We start from the raw sequence: 18,848 nt of genomic DNA on the forward strand, positions 1-18,848 counted from the left end.
CTCTGCTCCTTCACTTGCGGTCCTCGAACCACCCGGTGACCTGCGGCCGGGTGTTGTGGTAGACGTGCTTGGCCTCCTGGTACTCCGCCAGGCCGGTGGGGCCGAGCTCGCGACCCACCCCCGACTGGCCGAAGCCGCCCCACTCGGCCTGGGGCAGGTACGGGTGGAAGTCGTTGATCCACACCGTCCCGTGGCGCAGCCGCCCGGCGACGCGCTGGGCGCGGCCGGCGTCCTGGGTCCACACCGCGCCCGCCAGCCCGTAGTGCGTGTCGTTGGCCGTGGCGACGGCCTCGTCCTCGTCGGAGAAGGTCTCCACGGTCACCACCGGGCCGAAGGCCTCGTCGCGCACGGCGGACATGCCCCGGCGGACGTTGTCGAGCACGGTGGGCAGGTAGTAGTAGCCCTTGGCCAGCTCGCCCTCGCCCCAGGCGCCGCCGCAGCGCACCCGGGCGCCCTCGGCGACGGCCTGCTCGACGTAGGCGGTGACCTTGTCGCGGTGGGCGGCGGAGATGAGCGGGCCGGTCTCGGCGGCCTCGTCGAACGGCCCGCCGAGCCGGATGCCCTGGGCGCGGCGGACGAGCTCGTCGACGAAGCGCTCGGCGATGGTGTCCTGGACGATGATCCGGGCGCCGGCGGAGCAGACCTGGCCGGAGTGGACGAAGGCGCCGTTGAGGGCGTTGTCCACGGCGGCGTCGAAGTCGGCGTCGGCGAAGATGACATTGGGGTTCTTCCCGCCGAGCTCGAGGGCCACCTTCTTCACGGTGCCGGCCGCGGCCGCGGCGATCACCTTGCCCGTCTCCAGGCCGCCCGTGAAGGAGACCATGTCGACGTCGGGGTGGGACGACAGGGGCGCCCCGGCGGTGGCACCGGCGCCCAGGACGAGGTTGGCCACGCCGGCGGGCAGCCCGAGCTCGTCGAGCACCTGCATCATGAGGATCGCGGTGTGCGGGGTGAGCTCGGAGGGCTTGAGGACGAAGGCGTTGCCCGCGGCCAGGGCCGGGGCGATCTTCCACGCCGCCTGCAGCAGCGGGTAGTTCCACGGCGTGATGAGGCCGCAGACGCCGATCGGCTCGTAGACGATGCGGGAGACGACGTCGGCGTCCCCGGCGTCGACCAGGCGGCCGGCCTCGAGCCCGGCGAGCTTGCCGAAGTAGGCGAAGCAGGCGGCGATGTCGTCCATGTCGATCTCGCTCTCGACCAGCCGCTTGCCGGTGTCGAGGGACTCGGCGCGGGCGAACTCCGCCTTGCGCTCGCGCAGCCGGTCGGCGACCTTGAGCAGGAAGTCGCCGCGCTCGGGGGCCGGGACGGCGCGCCAGGCGCCGCCGTCGAAGGCGGCGCGGGCGGCGGCGATCGCCGCCTCGGTGTCCTCGGCGCCGGCCTCGGCCACGACCCCGACGAGCTCGCCGTCGGCGGGGTTGCGGATCTCGCGGGTCTCGCCGCTTGCGGCCGGGACCCACCGTCCGTCGATGAACAGGGTGTTCGTCATCAGTTCTTGCTCTCCTCCATCGCGAAGTCGGCGTTCCAGTCCTCCGGCGCGTCGGCCTGGTCGGCCATGGCCGACCCGGTGAAGTCGCGCTGGAGGTGGAGGAACTCGAGGTGTCGCTCGTACTGGTCCAGGACGTCGGTGATGACCTGGTCCTTGGTGTAACCCATGAGGTCGTAGCCGTGGCTGCCGGTCATCGAGAAGACCTCGAGCCGGTAGTACGTCTGGTTCCGGCCCTGGGCCCGTGGGGCGTAGGTCGGCGTGACGTGCTCGACGGGGTAGATCTGGTAGCGGAAGTCGGGGTCGTCGGCCAGGACGACCGTGAGGGTGACCTGGCTGCAGCCCGCGCCCTCGACCGTGCCGTTGGTGAGCTCGACGACGGCGCCCTGGGTGCGCAGCTCGGCGGCGACCTCCTGCACGGCGGGCAGCGCGACGAGGTTCATGTAGCGCTGGGCCTGGGCGGGTCCGGGGTAGCTCATCGACCGCGCCAGGCGCTGCCGCCAGCTGCGCTGCGGCCCGGCGACGGCCCGTCCCGAGAGCGCGCCGGGCAGGGACGTGTGGAGGCTCTCGGCCAGCGCCGCCTCGATCCGCAACGACTTGTACAGGCCGGCCATGATCAGGTACATCACCACCGAGAACGGCAGCCCCATGATGATGGTCGCCGACTGCAGGGTGGCGACGCCGCCGACCATGAGCATCCCCAGGGTCAGGACGCCGGTCGCGACGGACCAGAAGATCCGCAGCCAGTTCGGCCCGTCCTTGCCCGGGTCCTTGATCCGCGACGTGAAGGTCGACATCACGAGCGAGCCGGAGTCGGCGCTGGTGACGTAGAAGAGCAGGCCGGTGAAGGTGGCGACCCCGATGAGCAGCGGGGCGCCCGGGTACTGCTCGAGCAGGGAGTAGAAGGCCCGCTCCGGCTGGTTCATCGCCACCTGCCCGAACGCGTCGTTGCCGGCCAGCACCACGTCCAGGGCGCTGTTCCCGAACACGGACAGCCACACGAGGATGAACAGGAACGGCACGGTCAGGGTGGCGACGACGAACTGCCGGATGGTGCGGCCGCGCGAGATGCGGGCCAGGAACAGCCCGACGAAGGGCGCCCAGGCGATCCACCAGGCCCAGAAGAACAGCGTCCAGCCGTTCATCCACTCGTCCGGGCGGTCGAAGGCGAAGGTGTTCAGCGTCATGTCGGCGAAGCCGCCGAGGTAGTCGCCGATGTTCAGCACCAGCGCGTCGAGCAGGAACGCGGTCTTGCCGGTGACGGTGATGTAGAGCATCAGGCCGATGGCGAGGAAGACGTTGAGCTCCGACAGCCGCCGGATGCCCTTGTCGATGCCCACCACGGCGGAGATGGTGGCCATGATGACGGCCAGCGTGATGAGCGCGATCTGGGCGGCGAGCCCCTCCTCGACGCCGAAGAGGATCTTCAGGCCGAAGTTGAGCTGGACGACGCCGATGCCCAGCGACGTCGCGATGCCGAAGATCGTGCCCAGCATGGCGGCGGTGTCGACGGCGTCGCCGGCCACGCCGTGCACCCGCTTGCCGATGATCGGGTACAGCGCCGAGCGGATGCTCAGCGGCATGTTGAACCGGTAGGCGAAGTAGCCGAAGGCCATGCCCATGAGGGCGTACATCGCCCAGCCGGTGATGCCGTAGTGGAACAGCGTCCAGACCACGGCCTGCCGCGCCGCCTCGAGGGTCTCCCCCTGGCCGGCCGGGGGCCCGTAGTACTGGGTGACGGGCTCGGCGACGGAGAAGAACATGAGGTCGATGCCGATGCCCGCCGCGAAGAGCATCGCGGTCCAGGAGAACAGCGAGTACTGGGGCTTGGAGTGGTCCGGGCCCAGCTTGGTGCGGCCCACGCGCGAGGCCGCGACGAAGACGACGAAGACGACGGCGATCGTGGCGGTGAGGATGTAGTACCAGCCGAGGTTCTTCGACACCCACGACACCATCGAGCCGATGACCGTCGCGGCGTGGTCCGGGGCGACGATCGCCCACAGCGCGATGGCGAGGATCCCGACGGCGGAGGGGACGAAGACCCGCATGTTCGTCGTCACCGGCTCCGTTGCCGTCTCCGCGGTGGTCTGCGGCGGGGCCTCGCTGCGTGCGGGCCGCGGCGCCGTCTTGTCGGCCGCTGTCGCGCGGGCCGACGGCGGGCCTTGCGCCGGCCGGGTGGGCTTCAGCGCAGGCGTGGGGGGCGGGGTGTGCGCGGTGCTCGGTGGCATCGGCGCCGTCGTCGAACCCGCCGGTGCCGCGCCGGTGAGGGGTTCCGGCGGCACCGCCCTCGCGGCGGGCGGCCCTGTCTCGGCATCGCTGGAGGGCTTGGCCCGTTCGGGCACGGGAGGTCTGGTCTGGCTCATCGTCCTTGGTTCCGTGTGCTCTCGGTTGCGTGCGTCTTCTCGGTCTGATGCGCTGGGTGTCGCGCGGGGCGCGTCGACATCGCGCTCGGTGGTCGCGCCGCTCCAGGGCCCCGCGCGGGGTGCGCGGGCAGGCCCCGGCTGGCTGGGCGCGGCGGGCCCTCGGCAGTGCTGTCCTGCCCCGGGGCCCGCTCAACGGCCCACGACTTTACCCATACCGGACTCTTTTCCCTAAAGTTCGTGACGGAAGCGCCGCGCGCCTATGGGGCCGGTCGCGGTGGAACCACGGGCCGTCATGGGCACCCGGCTGGCGCATCCCGACTGCTCAGCGGGGGCGTCCGGATTGCCGCTCGCCTCGGCCCCGCGGTTTCGGACGCCACCTGGGTTCGTGCGTCCGGATGCGACCAGTCTCACGATCCGTGCGCATGCCCCGTCCCTCGCGCCCCGCCCGGTGCGCGCCTGCCCCGCGCCGCCCCGACGCCCGCCTGCCCCGAAACCCGTCCCGCACGGCCGCGTGTCCCGGCACCGTCCCGACCTCACCTCCTCCACGGGCTGTGCCAGGCTGGGCCGGTGACGATCCACCGCCCGCCCGACTCCCGGGTGCACCGCCAGCCCGGCGACGGCTGGGTGGACTGCGCCTGCGGGCACCAGCACTGGGGCCTCAACGGCGCCGCCGGGCTGCTGCTCTGGCGCGCCGGCGCCGACGGCCCCCAGCTGGTGCTGCAGCACCGCGCGCTGTGGTCGCACCACGGCGGCACTTGGGGCCTGCCCGGCGGGGCGATCCGCGACGGCGAGAGCGCCCTGCACGGCGCGGTGCGCGAGGCCGGCGAGGAGGCCGGGGTCGACCCGGGGCAGCTGCGCGTGCGCGCCACCCGCGCCCTGCTCCACCCCGACTGGGCGTACACGACCGTGCTCGCCGAGGCGACGGGCCCCTTCGAGCCCCGGGTCGGTGACCCGGAGAGCCTGGAGATGCGCTGGGTGGACCTCGCCGCGCTCGAGGACCACCCGCTGCTGCCCGCCTTCGCCGACGCCGTGCCCGAGCTGCGCACCATGCTGCGCCGCCTGGTCCTGGTCGTCGACGCCGCCAACGTCGTCGGCTCCCGGCCCGACGGCTGGTGGGCCGACCGGCACAGCGCCACCGTCCGCCTGCGCGACCACCTCGCCGACCTCGCCCGCCACGGCGTGGACGCCGACGACGTCGAGCTGCCCGGGGACCGGTGGTACCCCGAGGTCGTGCTCGTCACCGAGGGCGCGGCACGCGGCGTCACGGCGGTCGACGGCGTGCGGGTGGTGACCGCCGACGGCAGCGGGGACGACGCCGTCGTCGCCGCGGTGGCCGAGGCGCGGCGCGCCCACGCCGACCCCGCCACGGACGTCGCCGTGACCACCGCGGACCGCGAGCTGGGCGCGCGGGTGCGGGAGCTGGGCGCCCGGACGCTCGGGCCGCGGGTCGTGCGGAACTGACCCGTCGGCCGTCGTGGTGATGACGGACCTTGCCGCCGGCCCGGTTGTGCCGAGCCGACCGGCCGGCCCTCCCTCATGGTGAGGGGCGGGACGCGAGTGCGAGCCCGCTCACAGCGGCGAGACGCGCCGCGGGCACGTCGGCGCTCCCACGTAATCTGGGGCCCATGACCGAGCGCACCGCCTGGGCCTTTGGACTGGCCACCATCACCGACTCCGGCGACACCCTCGACGTGTGGTACCCCAGCCCGGCGCTCGGCACCCCACAGGACGCGACGGCCCCGGCGGAGTTGACCGCCGCCGCGGGCCCCGACGAGGCCCGCACGGTGCGCACGGAGGTGGTGCGCACCGAGATCGACCTCGACGCCGCCCCCGCCTCCGTGGCCGACGCCTACCTGCGGCTGCACCTGCTCTCGCACACGCTCGTCCGGCCGAACAGCCTGAACCTCGACGGCATCTTCGGCGTGCTGCCCACCGTGGTGTGGACCTCCCGGGGGCCGTGCGCCGTCGACGGCTTCGAGGCCACCCGCGCCCGGCTGCGCGCCCGGGGCGGCGTGACGGTCTACGGCGTGGACAAGTTCCCCCGCATGGTCGACTACGTCGTCCCCGCCGGGGTCCGCATCGCCGACGGCGACCGGGTGCGCCTGGGCGCGCACCTCGCCCCCGGCACCACTGTCATGCACGAGGGCTTCGTCAACTTCAACGCCGGCACGCTGGGCCGGTCCATGGTCGAGGGCCGGATCTCCCAGGGCGTCGTCGTCGCCGACGGCGCCGACATCGGCGGCGGCGCCTCGATCATGGGCACCCTCTCCGGCGGCGGGAAGCAGATCATCTCCGTCGGCGAGCGGTCCCTGCTCGGCGCCAACGCCGGCCTGGGCATCTCCCTCGGCGCCGACTGCGTCGTCGAGGCCGGGCTCTACCTCACCGCCGGCACCAAGGTCTCCGTGATCACCGGCGGCGGCACCCGCCCCGACCGGGGCCAGCTCAGCGAGCCGCCCGTGGTCGCCGCCCGCGAGCTGTCCGGCCAGGACAACCTGCTCTTCCGCCGCAACTCCCTCTCCGGGGCCGTGGAGGCCATCCCGCGTCAGGGCACCGGGGTGGAGCTCAACGCCGCCCTGCATGCCTAGAGGTCGCGGGGCCGGTGCGCGCGGCCGGGTGCGCACGTCCCGGCGCGCCCGCGGCTGCGCCGGCGGGGCCGTGCTCGTCCTGGCGGCGCTGGCGGTGGCGATCACCGGCGTCGTTCTCGCCCTCAACGCCCTCGTGCCCCGCTCGGCGTCGGGCACCTGCCTGGTCGCCCTGCCCGACGGCGGCAGCGCCCGCCTCGACGCCGACCAGGCGGACAACGCCGCACTGTTCGCCGCCCTGGCCGCGCACCGCGAGCTGCCCGCGCGGGCGGTGACGATCGCGATCGCCACCGCGCTGCAGGAGTCGAAGATGCGCAACATCGACTACGGCGACCGCGACTCGGTCGGCCTCTTCCAGCAGCGCCCCTCCCAGGGGTGGGGCACGGTCGCCGAGATCATGGACCCGGTGTACTCCACCAACGCGTTCTACGACGTGCTCGTCACCGTCCAGGACTGGGAGGGCCAGGAGATCACCGACGCCGCCCAGCGGGTGCAGCGCTCGGCCTTCCCCAACGCCTACGCTCAGCACGAGAGCCGCAGCCGGCCGTTCGCCTCGGCGCTGACCGGCTACTCCCCCGGCGCGCTGACGTGCCACCTGGACCCGGTGTCCGACGACGCCTCCGCGGCGGACGGCTCCGCGGCCGGCGCGGTCCCGGCCGGGGCCGCCGCGCCGTCGAGCGCCGGCCCGATCGCCGGCGCCACCCCGCCGGCCCGGCTCGCCGTCATCCAGCAGCGCCTCGACCGCGACTTCGTCCAGATCGGCGCCTCGGTGGTCGCCCCCGGGGTGCTCCAGGTGGACGCCACGTCGCTGCCGGCCGGGCGGGACCCGGAGCCCGAGCGGCGCGCCTGGGCGGTGGCGCAGTGGGCGGTCGCGACCGCGAGCGCCACCGGGGCGCGGGTGGTCGGCGTCGACGGGCACGTGTGGGTGCGCGACGACGGCGACGACGCCGCCTGGCTGCCGGTGGAGCGCGCGGGCCTGCCCACCGGGCTGCACGACGCCGTCACCGGCGCGCCACCGGGGATCGTCATCATCGGCTGACGATCGCGGGCGCCGCGCCGGGGCGGTGATCATCGGCTGACTCCGGGGTCATGACCAGCACCGGCGCGCGCGGCGGACATCCGAAGCTGCCCTCCAGCGGCGGCCCTCCTGCCGCCCGGTTTAGGGTGCCACTGGCGCGCACGCGCCCCTCCCGTGCGCGCCTCGCCGATCGGGGGTGTGGACGTGAGCACCGAGGCACCGGGCCGGCCGCGGGACCTGACCACCCGGGACTACCTCGGCTACGCCGGCGGCGACGCGGCGAACAACCTGACGTTCATGATGGCGTCGTTGTTCCTGCTGCTGTACTACACCGACGTCGTCGGCCTCAGCGCCGCGGTCGCGGGCGCGATCCTCCTCGTGGTCCGGGTGTGGCAGGCGGTCACCGACCTCGTCGCCGGCCGGTTCGTCGACCTCACCACCACCCGCTGGGGACGCTTCCGCCCGTACTTCCTCTTCTGCGGGGCGCCGCTGATGCTGCTCGGCGTCGCCCTGTTCTCGGTGCCCGGCGGGCTCTCCGCCAGCGGGGCGGCGCTGTACGCGCTGGTGAGCTACGCCGTCTTCGGCCTCGCCTACAGCTTCGTGAACATCCCGTACGGGTCGGTGGCCTCCGCGATGACGGAGCTGCCCCAGGAGCGGGCACGGTTGAGCAGCTACCGGGCCGTGGGCCAGGCGCTGGCCACCGTGGTGCTCGCGTTCGTCGTCGCCCCGCAGATCCAGACCTCGCCGAACCTGCAGCGCTCCTTCACCACGGTGATGATCGCCTTCGGCGTGGTCGGCCTGGCCCTGTACGTCACGCTGTTCCGCACGGTACGCGAAACCGTGCCGCGCGACGCCGCGCCCGTGACGCTGCGCCAGACCCTTGCGGCGATCGGCCGTAACCGCCCGCTGGTGATCCTGTGCCTCAGCGCGATCCTCGTGCTCACCGGGATGTTCGTGCTCCAGACCACCCAGGTCTACTACGCCCGTGACGTGCTGGGGAACGCCAACTTCACCATCGCCCTGACGGTGATGACCGTGCTCGGCCAGTTCGCCATGGTGCCGGTGGTGCCCCGGCTGGTGGGCCGCTTCGGCAAGAAGCAGGCGTACATCGCCGCGGGGCTGCTCACCGCCGTCGGCGGCATCGGCATCGCGCTCAGCCCGCCGGCCGCGCCCGTCGCCGCGATCGTCTCCTTCGGCGTCTACGGCCTGGGCATCGCCGCGATCCAGGCGCTCATGTGGGCGCTGGAGGCGGACACCGTCGAGTACGGGGAGTGGGACGCCGGGGTGCGCACCGAGGGCAGCAACTACGCCGCGCTCTCCTTCACCCGCAAGGTCGGCCAAGGCATCGGCGGCGGCCTGGCCGCGTGGGGGCTGGGCGTCAGCGGCTACGTGGCCGGCGCCGCGACGCAGCGGCAGGAGTCGCTCACCGCCATCCGGTACCTCACCGGCTTCGCCCCGACGATCTTCGTCGGGCTCGGCGCGGTGGTGATGCTCACGTACCCGCTCTCGGAGGCACGGTTCCGGCAGATGCTCGGCGAGGTCGTCGCGCGGCGGGCCACGCGCACCCGCAGCGCCGGGTCCGGCGAGGCGCCGGCGGACTGACGGCCCGGCTCGCCGTCGCCCACCGGCACCTGAACCGCGACGTCGCCAGCACGGTGCCGCGGTGGTGCCGACCGAGTGCTGCAGGCGAACGCCATGCCGCCACGCGGCCGCGCGCCCTCGCTCAGGGACGCACCATTGCGGCTCCGACCGGTGCCGGGATCTCGTCGGCCGCGGCGGACCACTCCCGAACGTCGCTCCGGGTCACGACGGCCGCCAGCGTCAGGAAGCCGAGGAGGAACAGGACGCCCGAGGCGACGGTGGCCCAGTCGCTGAAGTTGGTGCCCACGAACTCCACCAGGACGAACCCGATCAGCACCCACGGCAGCCACGCCGGACCCACCTTGGCCCGCAGCAGCCCGACGGCGATCAGGATGGTGCCGAGAACGGTTCCGGCCAGGCCCAACAGCAGGAACGGGACCTGGACCCCGCCCTCCCCGGCGGCGAGCACCGCGGCGTGCGCCTCGTAGTTCGCCGGGTCTGCGGCCATGACCAGGATGACGGTGCTGACCCCGCCGTACACGGCGTGCCCGAAGCCGCCGAGCACTGCCAGGGCGCCACCGAGCCCGGCCAGCACCGGCGCGCCGCGCCGCGCGAGGTGCGCCACGCCGACCAGACCGATGATGAAGGGGAGCTGGGACAGGGTGAAGGCCAGCGCCGAGACGGTGGCGCTCGCGCCGGCGTCGGCGACCGCCTGCAGGTGCTGCACGTAGCCGCCCTCGAAGGGCGGCATGAGCAGCACGCTGACGGTGGTCAGGATCGCGCAGAGCGCCAGGCTCACGGCGACGACGCTGCGGTAGAAGCGGGCGTAGGTCTTCATGTTCGGTCTCCGTCTCACGGGGGGTCCAGCACGTCCTGCTGGTCGGGACCGACGCTAGGGAGCGACCGGGTGGCGCCGGATCGGCCCCGGGTCTCGCGCCGTTGCCGCCGCAGTGGTCCGTATCGATGCCTCCGCACATCCCCGGTTGACCGGGCAGTCAACCCCGGAATGACGCCGGGCACGCCCCTCGCCTCCTACGCTGAGCGGCGTGGAGCGCCGGCAGCCGTGGAACTCGGTCACCGACCTGGTGGTCGCGGGTCTGGTCGCGACCGTCGGGCTGGTCGAGGTGTGGGTGCCCCTCGTCTCCGCCTCGGGCTCCGGATCTCGCGTCGTCAGCTCGGCGGGGATCGTGGCCTTCGCGGCCTTCCTCACCCAGCGGCGCACCCGACCCGCCGTCTCGCTGCTGGCGCTGCTGGTGTGGCCGGTCATCGGCGTCCTGACCGGCGGTTCGGTGCAGATCCTGTTCTTCGGTCAGCTGGTGCCGCTGACCTTCCTCGTCTACTCCGTCGCCCGGCACGGGCGAGGCCGGGTGGTCTGGGTCGGGCTGCTGGCGGCAGCGGCCTTCATGGCGCTCGCCGACCTGACGATCGAGTGGCTCCAGGAACCCGGCGAGATCATCTTCCACTGGGGCTTCCTGGTCCTGGCCAGCCTCATCGGCCGCGGGCTCCGGCTGTCCGAGGACCGCGCCGTCGCCGCCGCGCTGCGCGCCGCGGAGGTCGAGACCACCAGCCGCGAGCGAACCCTCGCCGCCCTGGCGGACGAGCAGGCCCGCATCGCCCGCGAGCTGCACGACGTCGTCGCCCACTCGGTCAGCGTGATGGTGGTCCAGGCCGGCGCCGCCGAGCAGGTCGTCGCCGACGACCCGCGGCACGTCCGCGAGGCGCTCGCCACCATCCGGACGACCGGCACCGGCGCCCTGGCCGAGATGCGCCGCGTGGTCGCCATGCTGCGTCAGCCGGACGCGGCCGGTGAGCTCGCACCGCAGCCGGACGTCGCCGGCCTGCCGTCCCTCGTGGAGCAGGCGCGCGCCCCGGGCCTCGCCGTCGACCTCGAGGTCCACGGCACGCCGGTGGCGCTCCCGGCGGGCCTGGGACTGGCGGTGTACCGGATCGCCCAGGAGGCCCTGACCAACGTGCGCCGCCATGCCGCCGCCAGCCACGCGCGCGTCCTGCTGAGGTACGGCCCGGGGGCGCTCGAGCTCGAGGTGACGGACAACGGTCACGGCGGGCCGGCCACGGCGCCGCACGGGTCCGCGGGGCACGGCCTGATCGGCATGCGTGAACGCGCCTCGATGTACGGCGGGCGGCTCGAGACCACCGCAACCCCCGGCGGCTACACCGTCCGCGCCGTCCTCCCCGTGGCGGGTCCGTGAGCGCCCCGCCCACGACGGTCCTCGTCGTCGACGACCAGGAGCTGGTCCGCGCCGGCTTCCGGCTGATCCTCGAGCGCGCCGGGTACGCCGTCGTCGGCGAGGCGGGTGACGGGCTCGAGGCGGTCGCGATGACGGCGGAGCACCGTCCCGACGTCGTCCTCATGGACGTGCGGATGCCGCGCCTGGACGGCATCGAGGCGACCCGGCGCATCCTGTCCGGTGCTGACCCGGCGCCGCGGATCCTGGCGCTGACGACGTTCGACCTGGACGAGTACGTCTATGCCGCCGTCCGGGCCGGGGCGGCGGGCTTCCTGCTCAAGGACGTCTCCCCAGAGGACCTCGCGCACGCCGTGCACGTGGTCGCCCGCGGCGAGCAGATGCTCGCGCCCGCCCTGATCACGCGCCTGCTGAACCAGTTCACGCGGCGGCCACCGGCCGGGACGCTGCCGCCCGCGCTTGCCGACCTCACCGAGCGCGAGCGGGACGTGGCGCGCCTGGTGGCACGCGGACTGTCCAACGCCGAGATCGGCGCCGAGCTGTTCCTCAGCGAAGCGACCGTGAAGACCTACCTGTCGCGGCTGCTGGCCAAGCTCCACCTGCGCGACCGCGTCCAGATCGCCGTCCTGGCCTACGAGTCCGGCCTGGTCCAGGTCGGCGAGGCCACCTGACGCCCCAGGCTCCGCGGGCCCCTCACGCCGCGCGTCAGGCACCGACCTCACCGGTGTCGCCCTACCACCTCGGGCGAGCCAGGGGCCGGCGGGCGCCTCAGCGCACGAACGCGCTCAGCCCGGTGATCGCCCGGCCCACGACGAGCTGGTTGATCTCGTTGGTGCCCTCGAAGGTGTAGATCGCCTCGGCGTCGGCGAAGAACCGGGCCACGTCGGTGTCCAGGGTGATGCCGTTGCCGCCGCACACCTCCCGCGCCAGCGCGACCGTCTCGCGGGTGCGCCTGGCGATCCAGCCCTTGGCCAGCGCGGCGTCGGCGTCGCTGTAGCCGCCGCCGTCCTCGAGCTGGCTCAGCCGCACCGCCATCCCCAGGGAGGCGGTGAGGTTGCCGAGCATGGTGGCGAGCTTGTCCTGGACGAGCTGGTAGCCGGCGATGGGCCGGCCGAACTGCTCGCGCGCCAGGGTGTAGCGCACCGCGGCCTCGTAGGCGCCGGCCTGGGCGCCGGTGGCCAGCCAGGACACGTCGGCCCGCATGGACCGCAGCAGCCGGTTGACGTCGCGGAAGGAGTTCACCCGCTGCAGCCGCCGGGCCTCGGGGACCCGCACGCGGTCGAGGGTGATGTGCCCGTTGTTGACGATCCGCAGGGCCATCTTCCGCGGGATCTGCTCCACGGTGACCCCCGGCGCGTGGCGGTCGACGAGGAAGGCCTTGACCTCGCCGTCGGCCTCGTCGCGGGCGACGACGGTGATGAGGTCGGCGTACTCCGCTCCCCCGATCCACCGCTTGGCGCCGCTGATCACCCACCCGTCGCCGTCGCGGCGGGCGGTGGTGGCCAGCCCGCGGGCGACGTCGCTGCCGTGGTCGGGCTCGGTGAGGGCGAAGACGCCCTTGATCGCCCAGCTGCGCACGCCCTCGTCGAGCTCGGCCGCCTGCGCGGGCGACCCGCCGAGCAGCACGCTGTTGCGGAACAGCGTGGCCTGGGCGCCGTAGAACACCGCCACGGACACGTCGGTGCGGGCCAGCTCGAGCATGCGGAAGCCGCGGTAGAGCGCGCTGGTCTCCACGCCCAGCTCCGGCGGGGCCATGAGGTCCAGCGCCTCGAGCGGCCCGCGGATCGCGTGGGGGAACTCCGCCCGGTCCCAGTGGTCGTTGACCAGCGGCCTCACGTCGCGCTCGAGCACCTCGCGCAGCCGCCCCAGCACCGCCCGCTCGGGGTCGCTGAGCAGCGACTCGTAGCCGTAGGGGTCGATCGCCTCGTACAGCCGCCTCGTCGTCTCCAGCACCGTCACGGCGCCGGCGCTCACGCGTAGAACCGGAACAGGGTGGTCGCCGCGACCGCCGGCTTGGTACCGCCCTCGACCTCGATGACGTTGTCCAGGGTGAGCTGGTACCCGCCGGGCACCTCGGTGACCTCGCGGACCGTGGAGCCCATCCGCACCCGCGAGCCGACCTTGACCGGGGAGGGGAAGCGCACCTTGTCCAGGCCGTAGTTGACCTTGGTGGTCACGCCCTCGACGTCGAGCAGCTCCTCGGAGAAGGGGATGATCAGCGACAGGCTGAGGTAGCCGTGGGCGATGGGGGCGCCGAACGGGCCGTCCTTGGCGCGCTCGGGGTCGACGTGGATCCACTGGTGGTCGTCGGTGGCGTCGGCGAAGAGGTTGACCTGCTCCTGGGTGATCTCGCGGTAGCCGGAGAAGCCGAGGTCGGTGCCGGCGAGGCCGGGCAGGTCCTGGAACGTCACGGTGGTGGTCATGCGGTCTCCTCGAGTCGGGTGCGGATGAGGTGCTTCTGGAGCTTGCCCGTCGCGGTGCGCGGGAGCTGGTCGACGAAGACGACGTCCTTGGGGATCTTGTAGCGCGCCAGGCGCCCGTCGAGGGCGGCGACGACGTCGTCGGGGGTGAGGGTGGCGCCCTCGGCGAGGACGACGTAGGCGTGGCCGACCTCGCCCCACTTGGGGTGGGCCACCCCGATGACGGCGGCCTCGGCGACGCCGGGGATGTCGAGCAGGGCGTTCTCCACCTCGGCCGGGTACACGTTCTCCCCGCCGGAGATGAACATGTCCTTGAGCCGGTCCTTGATGTAGACGTAGCCGTCCTCGTCGACGGTGGCCAGGTCGCCGGTGTGGTACCAGCCGTCGCGGATCGCCTCGGCGGTGGCCTCGGGCTTGTTCCAGTACCCGCGCATGACGTTGGGGCCCTGGGCGATGACCTCGCCGATCTCCCCCGGCGCGACGTCGCGCCCGTCGGGGGTGACCACGCGGCCCTCCACCCAGAAGTGCGGGCGGCCGGCCGAGCCGGACTTGCGGAACGCGTCCTCGTTGAGCAGCAGGTAGATCCCCGGCGCGGTCTCGGTCATGCCGAAGCCCTGCTGGACGGCGACTCCGCGGTCGGCCCAGGTGCGCAGCATCCGGTCGGGCAGCGGCGAGCCGCCGACGAGGACGTTGCGCAGGCTGGACAGGTCCGTCCCGGGGAAGGTCGGCTCGAGGGCGAGGGCGTCCATCATCGCCGGGACGGCGAACATCGACGTCACGCCCTCAGCGGCGATGGTCTCGAGCACCGTGGTGGGCTTGAAGCCGTGCTGAATGATGATCTTCCCGCCCTTGAGGAAGGTCGGCATGGTCATCGTGTTCAGCCCGGCCACGTGGAACAGCGGGGCGACGGCGAGCATGACCTCGTCGCGGAGGAAGTCGGTGTCCACCAGGGCGGTGAAGTACTGGAAGCTCAGTGACCCGTGGGTGTGTGTGGCGCCCTTGGGCCGGCCGGTGGTGCCCGAGGTGTACATGATCATCGCCGGGTCGTCCCAGCCGACCTGCTCGTCGATGACGTCGGTGCCGCCGGCGGCGAGGAACTCCTCGAAGCCGTCCTCGACGCCGATCCACCGCACGCCCTCGAGGTGGGCGAGGCGCGCGGCGTGCTCCGCGTGCTCGGCGCCGTGGACCACCACCGACGCGCCGGAGTCGGTGAGGATGTACTCGACCTCGGCGGGGGCGAGCCGGGCGTTGATGATCACCCAGATCGCGCCGAGCTGGGCGGTGGCGAAGAACGTCTCCAGCAGCGAGGGGTGGTTGAACCCCACGTAGGCCACCCGGTCGCCGCGCCGCACGCCGGCGGCGCGCAGGGCGTTGGCCAGCTGGCGGGTGCGCCGCTCGACGTCGGCGTAGGTGTCCACGCGGTCGCCGTAGACCAGCGCGGCCCGGTCCGCGCCGTTCTTGACCCGTCGCGCCGGCCAGGAGCCGATGCCGAGGTCACGCACCGCTCTCACCCCGGGCCGAGGCGGGCGCGGCCGGGTCCGCGGCGGAGGCGAGGCCGAGCAGCCGCACGGCGTTGTCCTTGAGGATCTTCGGGCGCACCTCGTCCTTGAGGTCGAGGGCGGCGAAGTCCTTGAGCCAGCGCTCGGGGGTCAGCAGCGGGAAGTCCGAGGCGAAGAGGACCTTGTCCTGCAGCAGGGAGTTCGCCTGCTTGACCAGGGCGGGCGGGAAGTACTTCGGCGACCAGCCCGACAGGTCGATGTAGACGTTGCCCTTGTGCCCGGCCACCGCGATCGCCTCGTCCTGCCAGGGCACCGAGGGGTGGGCCATGATGATGTCCATCTGCGGGAAGGTGGCCGCGACGACGTCGAGCAGCATGGGGTTCGACAGCCCCAGCTTGATCCCGAACCCGCCCGGCATGCGCGCGCCGATGCCGGTCTGGCCGGTGTGGAAGATCGTCGGGAGGCGGTACTCCTCGATGACGGCGTAGAGCGGGAACCAGCGCTCGTCGGAGGGGTCGAAGTCCTGGAGCGAGGGGTGGAACTTGAACCCGCGCACCCCGAGCTCCTCCGCCTGGCGCCGGGCCCGGTCGACGGCGTCGGCCGCGTGCGGGTCGACGGAGCCGAACGGGATGAGGACGTCGTTGTTGCGGGCGGCGCCCTCGGCGATCTCCTCGGTGCTGTTCGGGGCGTGGCCGAGCTTGGTGGTGGCGTCGACGGTGAACACGACGGCGGCCATCTGCCGCTCGCGGTAGTACTGCGCCGTCTCGTCGATGGTCATCCGGTCGGTGGGCGCCTTGAAGTACTTCGCGGCCGCGTCGAGCACCTCCCCCGGCAGGGAGAGGTGGCCGTGGTGGTCCTTCTCCACGTGCACGTGGGTGTCGACGGCGACGACGGCGGCCGGGTCGACCGCGCACTCGTATCGGGTCATCGCTGCTCGGCCTTCTCCGTCGGGGCCTGCCCCGCCTTCTGCTCGGCCGGGGGCTGCGGCATGGGCTGGCCGACGCTCTGGAGCACCTGGCCGAACAGGGAGTCGAAGTCCTCGGTGAGCTGGTCGTAGGACCAGCCGCCGTCCTGGAACGCGGTGGCCACCTCCTGCGGGTGGGACCACAGGGCGAGGCGGTCCCCGCCCACGCCGACCGCCTGGCCGCTGATGCCGGCCGCGGCGTCGGAGGCGAGGAAGGCGATGACCCCGGCGACGTCGTCGGGGGTGCCGAAGCCCAGGACGCGGCGGGCGAAGGGCGGCATCTGCTCCCCGCGGGCGGCGGCGTCGACGAACTGCTTGAAGAACGGCACCGTCTCGGTCATGGCGGTGGCGGCGACCGGGATGACCGCGTTGGCGGTGATGTTGGCGCGGGCCAGCTCCATCGCCCAGGTGCGGACCATGCCGACGATGCCGGCCTTGGCGGCGGCGTAGTTGGTCTGGCCGAAGTTGCCGCGCTGGCCGGTCGGGGAGCCGATGCAGATGATGCGGCCGCCCTCGCCCTGCTCGCGCAGGTAGGTCGCGGCCTCGCGCACGCAGGTGAAGGTGCCGCGCAGGTGGACGTTGACGACGGTGTCGAAGTCCTCGTCGGACATCTTCCACAGCACGGTGTCGCGCAGCACCCCGGCGTTGGTGACGAGGATGTCCAGGCGGCCGAAGCTCTCCGCGGCGGCGGCCACCAGCGCCTTGGCGGTCTCGGTGGACCCGACGGGGGCGACCACCGCGACGGCCTCCCCGCCGCCGGCGGTGATGGCCGCGACGGCGTCGTCGGCGACCTGCTGGTCGACGTCGTTGACGACGACGCGCGCGCCCTGGCGGGCCAGCTCCTTGGCGTAGGCCAGGCCCAGGCCCCGGCCGCTGCCGGTGACGATGGCGACTTTTCCGGTCAGGCTCATGTCCGCTCCTTGGTGTCCTCGTTGACCGCTGGTGCTCCTGCGGGCGGCGCCCGCGACGGCATCTGCGACGTCCCTCACAGTGTGACCACAGATTGTGGAAGTCGTCAATCATTGACGTCCTTAATCATTGCCCCTAGGCTCCGGGACATGCAACGACGCCAGGAGACGACCGCGCCCGAGAACATCGGCCTGCTGCTGTCCCTGGCGAGCGCCCAAGGCGTCGCCGCCGCCAACACGGCACTGGCGCCGCTGGACCTCAACAGCCGGTCCTACTCCCTGCTCGAGCTGCTCGCCACCACCGACGGCGTGAGCCAGCGCGAGCTCGCCGACGCCCTGCGGCTCGACCCCAGCCAGATCGTCGCCCTCGTCGACGGGCTCGAGCGGCGCACCCTCGCCGAACGGCGCCCGCACGTCTCGGACCGCCGGCAGAAGTCCGTCGTCATCACCGGGCCGGGGCGCGAGCTCTACGCCCAGGCCCGCGAGCGCATCGACGGCTCGATCGACGAGCTGCTCGCCGGCCTCGACGACGACGAGCGGCAGACCCTGCGCCTGCTGCTGCAGCGCGTCGTCACCCCTGGGAGTGCCCGCACCGCCGGGGCCGACCGGCTCGGGCAGGCCAGCTGACCGACACCGGCCACCCGATACCGACACCGCGACCGATACCGACACCGACGCCGATACCGACAGCACGACCGCAGCACCCGACGCACCGACAAGCACCACCACCTCCCTCCACAGATGAAGGAAAGGAACAGCATGCGCACAAGGATGTGTGTCCTGACGGCGGGGGTTCTCCTCGCCCTGACGGCCTGCTCCGGCGGCGGCAACGACGACGCCACCACCCCCGCGGCCGGCACCGAGAGCAGCTCGGCCGGCGGGTCGGAGACCACCGAGATCAAGATGGGCGTCCTGCCCATCGTTCCCAGCGCGGCCCTCCAGCTCGGCGTGGACAAGGGCATCTTCAAGGAGCACGGCTTCGACGTGTCCCTGGAGACCGGCCAGGGCGGCGCGGCGCTGCTGCCCGCCGTCGTCTCCGGCCAGATGCAGTTCGCCATCTCCAACCCGCTCAGCCTCATGCTCGCCCAGGACCAGGGGCTCGATGTCCAGGTCGTCACCGGCTACTCGCACGCCCTCAAGGAGGGCGACGACATCACCTCCGTGTGGACCAAGCCGGACTCGGGCATCGAGTCCCCGGCGGACCTGTCCGGCAAGACCGTCGCCGTCAACAACCTCAAGACCCAGGGCGAGGTGAGCATCCGCGAGGTCGTCAAGAAGGCCGGCGGCGACCCCGACAGCATCGACTTCGTCGAGCTCGGCTTCCCCGACATGCCCGCCGCCCTCGACGCCGGCAACATCGACGCCGCCTGGGTGCCCGAGCCGTTCCAGACGATCTTCAAGGACGCCGGCGACAAGCTCGTGGCGTACAACTACCAGGAGACGATGCCGGGCGTGCCCACCATGGCCGTCTTCACCTCCGGCAAGCTCGCGAAGCAGGACCCCGAGCTGGTCGACAACTTCGCCGCGGCGGTCGACGACGTCACCGCGTACGCCCAGGAGCACCCCGACGAGGTCCGGGAGACCCTGACGACGTTCCTGGACATGAAGCCGGAGCTCGCGCAGAAGGTGCTCATCGAGGACTTCCGCGGGCAGATGGACCGCGACGCGCTGCAGACCCTCGCCGACCTCGCGCTGCAGGACGGCATCCTCAAGAACAAGGTCGACATGGACACGTTCATGCCGAAGTCCTGACCACCGCCTCGGCATGCCTCGGTGCCGCCGCAGCCCACGTGGCGCGGCGGCACCGGTGTTTCCGGCCGAGC

General features: G+C 72.9%; 16 protein-coding genes. 8 read left to right on the plus strand and 8 right to left on the minus strand.

What is annotated here, in order from left to right:
• Window positions 1–10 precede the first annotated feature (10 nt).
• Window positions 11–1,486 (minus strand): aldehyde dehydrogenase family protein, encoded by a 1,476-nt coding sequence (locus GD970_RS15090; protein WP_152203726.1) that lies wholly within the window; start codon window positions 1,484–1,486, stop codon window positions 11–13.
• Window positions 1,486–3,531 carry a choline BCCT transporter BetT gene (betT, locus tag GD970_RS15095; RefSeq protein WP_226925377.1) on the minus strand — a complete coding sequence of 682 codons (2,046 nt, stop codon included), beginning with the start codon at window positions 3,529–3,531 and terminating at the stop codon, window positions 1,486–1,488. Before betT ends, GD970_RS15090 begins: the two co-directional genes overlap by 1 nt.
• A gap of 882 nt (window positions 3,532–4,413) precedes the next feature.
• Between betT and GD970_RS15100 the strand changes: the two genes are divergently transcribed.
• The 4 genes from GD970_RS15100 (at window position 4,414) to GD970_RS15115 (ending at window position 9,048) form a co-directional block, all read left to right on the plus strand.
• Window positions 4,414–5,307 (plus strand): NUDIX hydrolase, encoded by an 894-nt coding sequence (locus GD970_RS15100; protein ID WP_211489802.1) that lies wholly within the window; start codon window positions 4,414–4,416, stop codon window positions 5,305–5,307.
• Between the two features lie 164 nt (window positions 5,308–5,471).
• Window positions 5,472–6,431 carry a 2,3,4,5-tetrahydropyridine-2,6-dicarboxylate N-succinyltransferase gene (dapD, locus tag GD970_RS15105; RefSeq protein ID WP_152203728.1) on the plus strand — a complete coding sequence of 320 codons (960 nt, stop codon included), beginning with the start codon at window positions 5,472–5,474 and terminating at the stop codon, window positions 6,429–6,431.
• A complete protein-coding gene (locus GD970_RS15110) occupies window positions 6,424–7,467 on the plus strand; it encodes a hypothetical protein (protein WP_226925373.1) in 1,044 nt (347 codons plus the stop codon). Before dapD ends, GD970_RS15110 begins: the two co-directional genes overlap by 8 nt.
• A gap of 183 nt (window positions 7,468–7,650) precedes the next feature.
• Complete coding sequence (locus GD970_RS15115) at window positions 7,651–9,048, plus strand: glycoside-pentoside-hexuronide (GPH):cation symporter (RefSeq protein WP_152203729.1); 1,398 nt, start codon at window positions 7,651–7,653, stop codon at window positions 9,046–9,048.
• 121 nt (window positions 9,049–9,169) lie between these two features.
• Here GD970_RS15115 and GD970_RS15120 read toward each other — a convergent pair whose 3' ends face one another.
• Window positions 9,170–9,865: a hypothetical protein gene (locus GD970_RS15120; protein WP_152203730.1), complete on the minus strand. Its 696-nt coding sequence runs from the start codon at window positions 9,863–9,865 to the stop codon at window positions 9,170–9,172.
• A 208-nt stretch (window positions 9,866–10,073) separates the two neighbouring features.
• Here GD970_RS15120 and GD970_RS15125 point away from each other — a divergent pair, with 208 nt between their 5' ends.
• Together GD970_RS15125 and GD970_RS15130 are read left to right on the plus strand one after the other, a co-directional pair.
• Window positions 10,074–11,237: a sensor histidine kinase gene (locus GD970_RS15125; protein ID WP_152203731.1), complete on the plus strand. Its 1,164-nt coding sequence runs from the start codon at window positions 10,074–10,076 to the stop codon at window positions 11,235–11,237.
• Window positions 11,234–11,905 carry a response regulator gene (locus GD970_RS15130; protein WP_152203732.1) on the plus strand — a complete coding sequence of 224 codons (672 nt, stop codon included), beginning with the start codon at window positions 11,234–11,236 and terminating at the stop codon, window positions 11,903–11,905. Before GD970_RS15125 ends, GD970_RS15130 begins: the two co-directional genes overlap by 4 nt.
• 97 nt (window positions 11,906–12,002) lie before the next feature.
• Here the strand turns inward: GD970_RS15130 and GD970_RS15135 are convergent, their stop codons facing one another.
• From GD970_RS15135 to GD970_RS15155, 5 genes are read right to left on the minus strand one after another with little or no spacing between them, the layout of a single operon-like run.
• On the minus strand, window positions 12,003–13,208 hold the full coding sequence (locus tag GD970_RS15135; protein ID WP_226925374.1) for an acyl-CoA dehydrogenase family protein: 1,206 nt from the start codon (window positions 13,206–13,208) through the stop codon (window positions 12,003–12,005).
• Window positions 13,205–13,657, minus strand: a complete 453-nt coding sequence (locus GD970_RS15140) for a MaoC family dehydratase (RefSeq protein ID WP_152203733.1) — start codon at window positions 13,655–13,657, stop codon at window positions 13,205–13,207. The genes GD970_RS15135 and GD970_RS15140 overlap by 4 nt, the downstream gene beginning before the upstream one ends.
• Complete coding sequence (locus GD970_RS15145; protein ID WP_152203734.1) at window positions 13,654–15,156, minus strand: acyl-CoA synthetase; 1,503 nt, start codon at window positions 15,154–15,156, stop codon at window positions 13,654–13,656. Before GD970_RS15145 ends, GD970_RS15140 begins: the two co-directional genes overlap by 4 nt.
• A complete protein-coding gene (locus tag GD970_RS15150) occupies window positions 15,149–16,081 on the minus strand; it encodes an amidohydrolase family protein (protein ID WP_152203735.1) in 933 nt (310 codons plus the stop codon). Before GD970_RS15150 ends, GD970_RS15145 begins: the two co-directional genes overlap by 8 nt.
• Window positions 16,078–17,028, minus strand: coding sequence for an SDR family oxidoreductase (locus tag GD970_RS15155; protein WP_152203736.1), 951 nt, complete (start codon window positions 17,026–17,028; stop codon window positions 16,078–16,080). Before GD970_RS15155 ends, GD970_RS15150 begins: the two co-directional genes overlap by 4 nt.
• Window positions 17,029–17,175: 147 nt before the next feature.
• Here GD970_RS15155 and GD970_RS15160 point away from each other — a divergent pair, with 147 nt between their 5' ends.
• Complete coding sequence (locus GD970_RS15160; protein ID WP_152203737.1) at window positions 17,176–17,652, plus strand: MarR family winged helix-turn-helix transcriptional regulator; 477 nt, start codon at window positions 17,176–17,178, stop codon at window positions 17,650–17,652.
• Window positions 17,653–17,784: 132 nt separating this feature from the next.
• Window positions 17,785–18,777: an ABC transporter substrate-binding protein gene (locus GD970_RS15165; RefSeq protein ID WP_170297251.1), complete on the plus strand. Its 993-nt coding sequence runs from the start codon at window positions 17,785–17,787 to the stop codon at window positions 18,775–18,777.
• Window positions 18,778–18,848: the final 71 nt, after the last annotated feature.

The sequence above is a fragment of the Georgenia thermotolerans genome, assembly GCF_009193185.1.
GTDB lineage: Bacteria > Actinomycetota > Actinomycetes > Actinomycetales > Actinomycetaceae > Georgenia > Georgenia thermotolerans.

Bases quoted from the DNA above. Each gene is read 5' to 3' on its own strand.
- GD970_RS15090 (WP_152203726.1), bottom strand. From the start codon at position 1,486: ATGACGAACACCCTGTTCATCGACGGACGGTGGGTCCCGGCCGCAAGC.
- betT (WP_226925377.1), bottom strand. From the start codon at position 3,531: ATGCGGGTCTTCGTCCCCTCCGCCGTCGGGATCCTCGCCATCGCGCTG.
- dapD (WP_152203728.1), top strand. From the start codon at position 5,472: ATGACCGAGCGCACCGCCTGGGCCTTTGGACTGGCCACCATCACCGAC.
- GD970_RS15110 (WP_226925373.1), top strand. From the start codon at position 6,424: ATGCCTAGAGGTCGCGGGGCCGGTGCGCGCGGCCGGGTGCGCACGTCC.
- GD970_RS15120 (WP_152203730.1), bottom strand. From the start codon at position 9,865: ATGAAGACCTACGCCCGCTTCTACCGCAGCGTCGTCGCCGTGAGCCTG.
- GD970_RS15140 (WP_152203733.1), bottom strand. From the start codon at position 13,657: ATGACCACCACCGTGACGTTCCAGGACCTGCCCGGCCTCGCCGGCACC.
- GD970_RS15150 (WP_152203735.1), bottom strand. From the start codon at position 16,081: ATGACCCGATACGAGTGCGCGGTCGACCCGGCCGCCGTCGTCGCCGTC.
- GD970_RS15155 (WP_152203736.1), bottom strand. From the start codon at position 17,028: ATGAGCCTGACCGGAAAAGTCGCCATCGTCACCGGCAGCGGCCGGGGC.
- GD970_RS15160 (WP_152203737.1), top strand. From the start codon at position 17,176: ATGCAACGACGCCAGGAGACGACCGCGCCCGAGAACATCGGCCTGCTG.
- GD970_RS15165 (WP_170297251.1), top strand. From the start codon at position 17,785: ATGCGCACAAGGATGTGTGTCCTGACGGCGGGGGTTCTCCTCGCCCTG.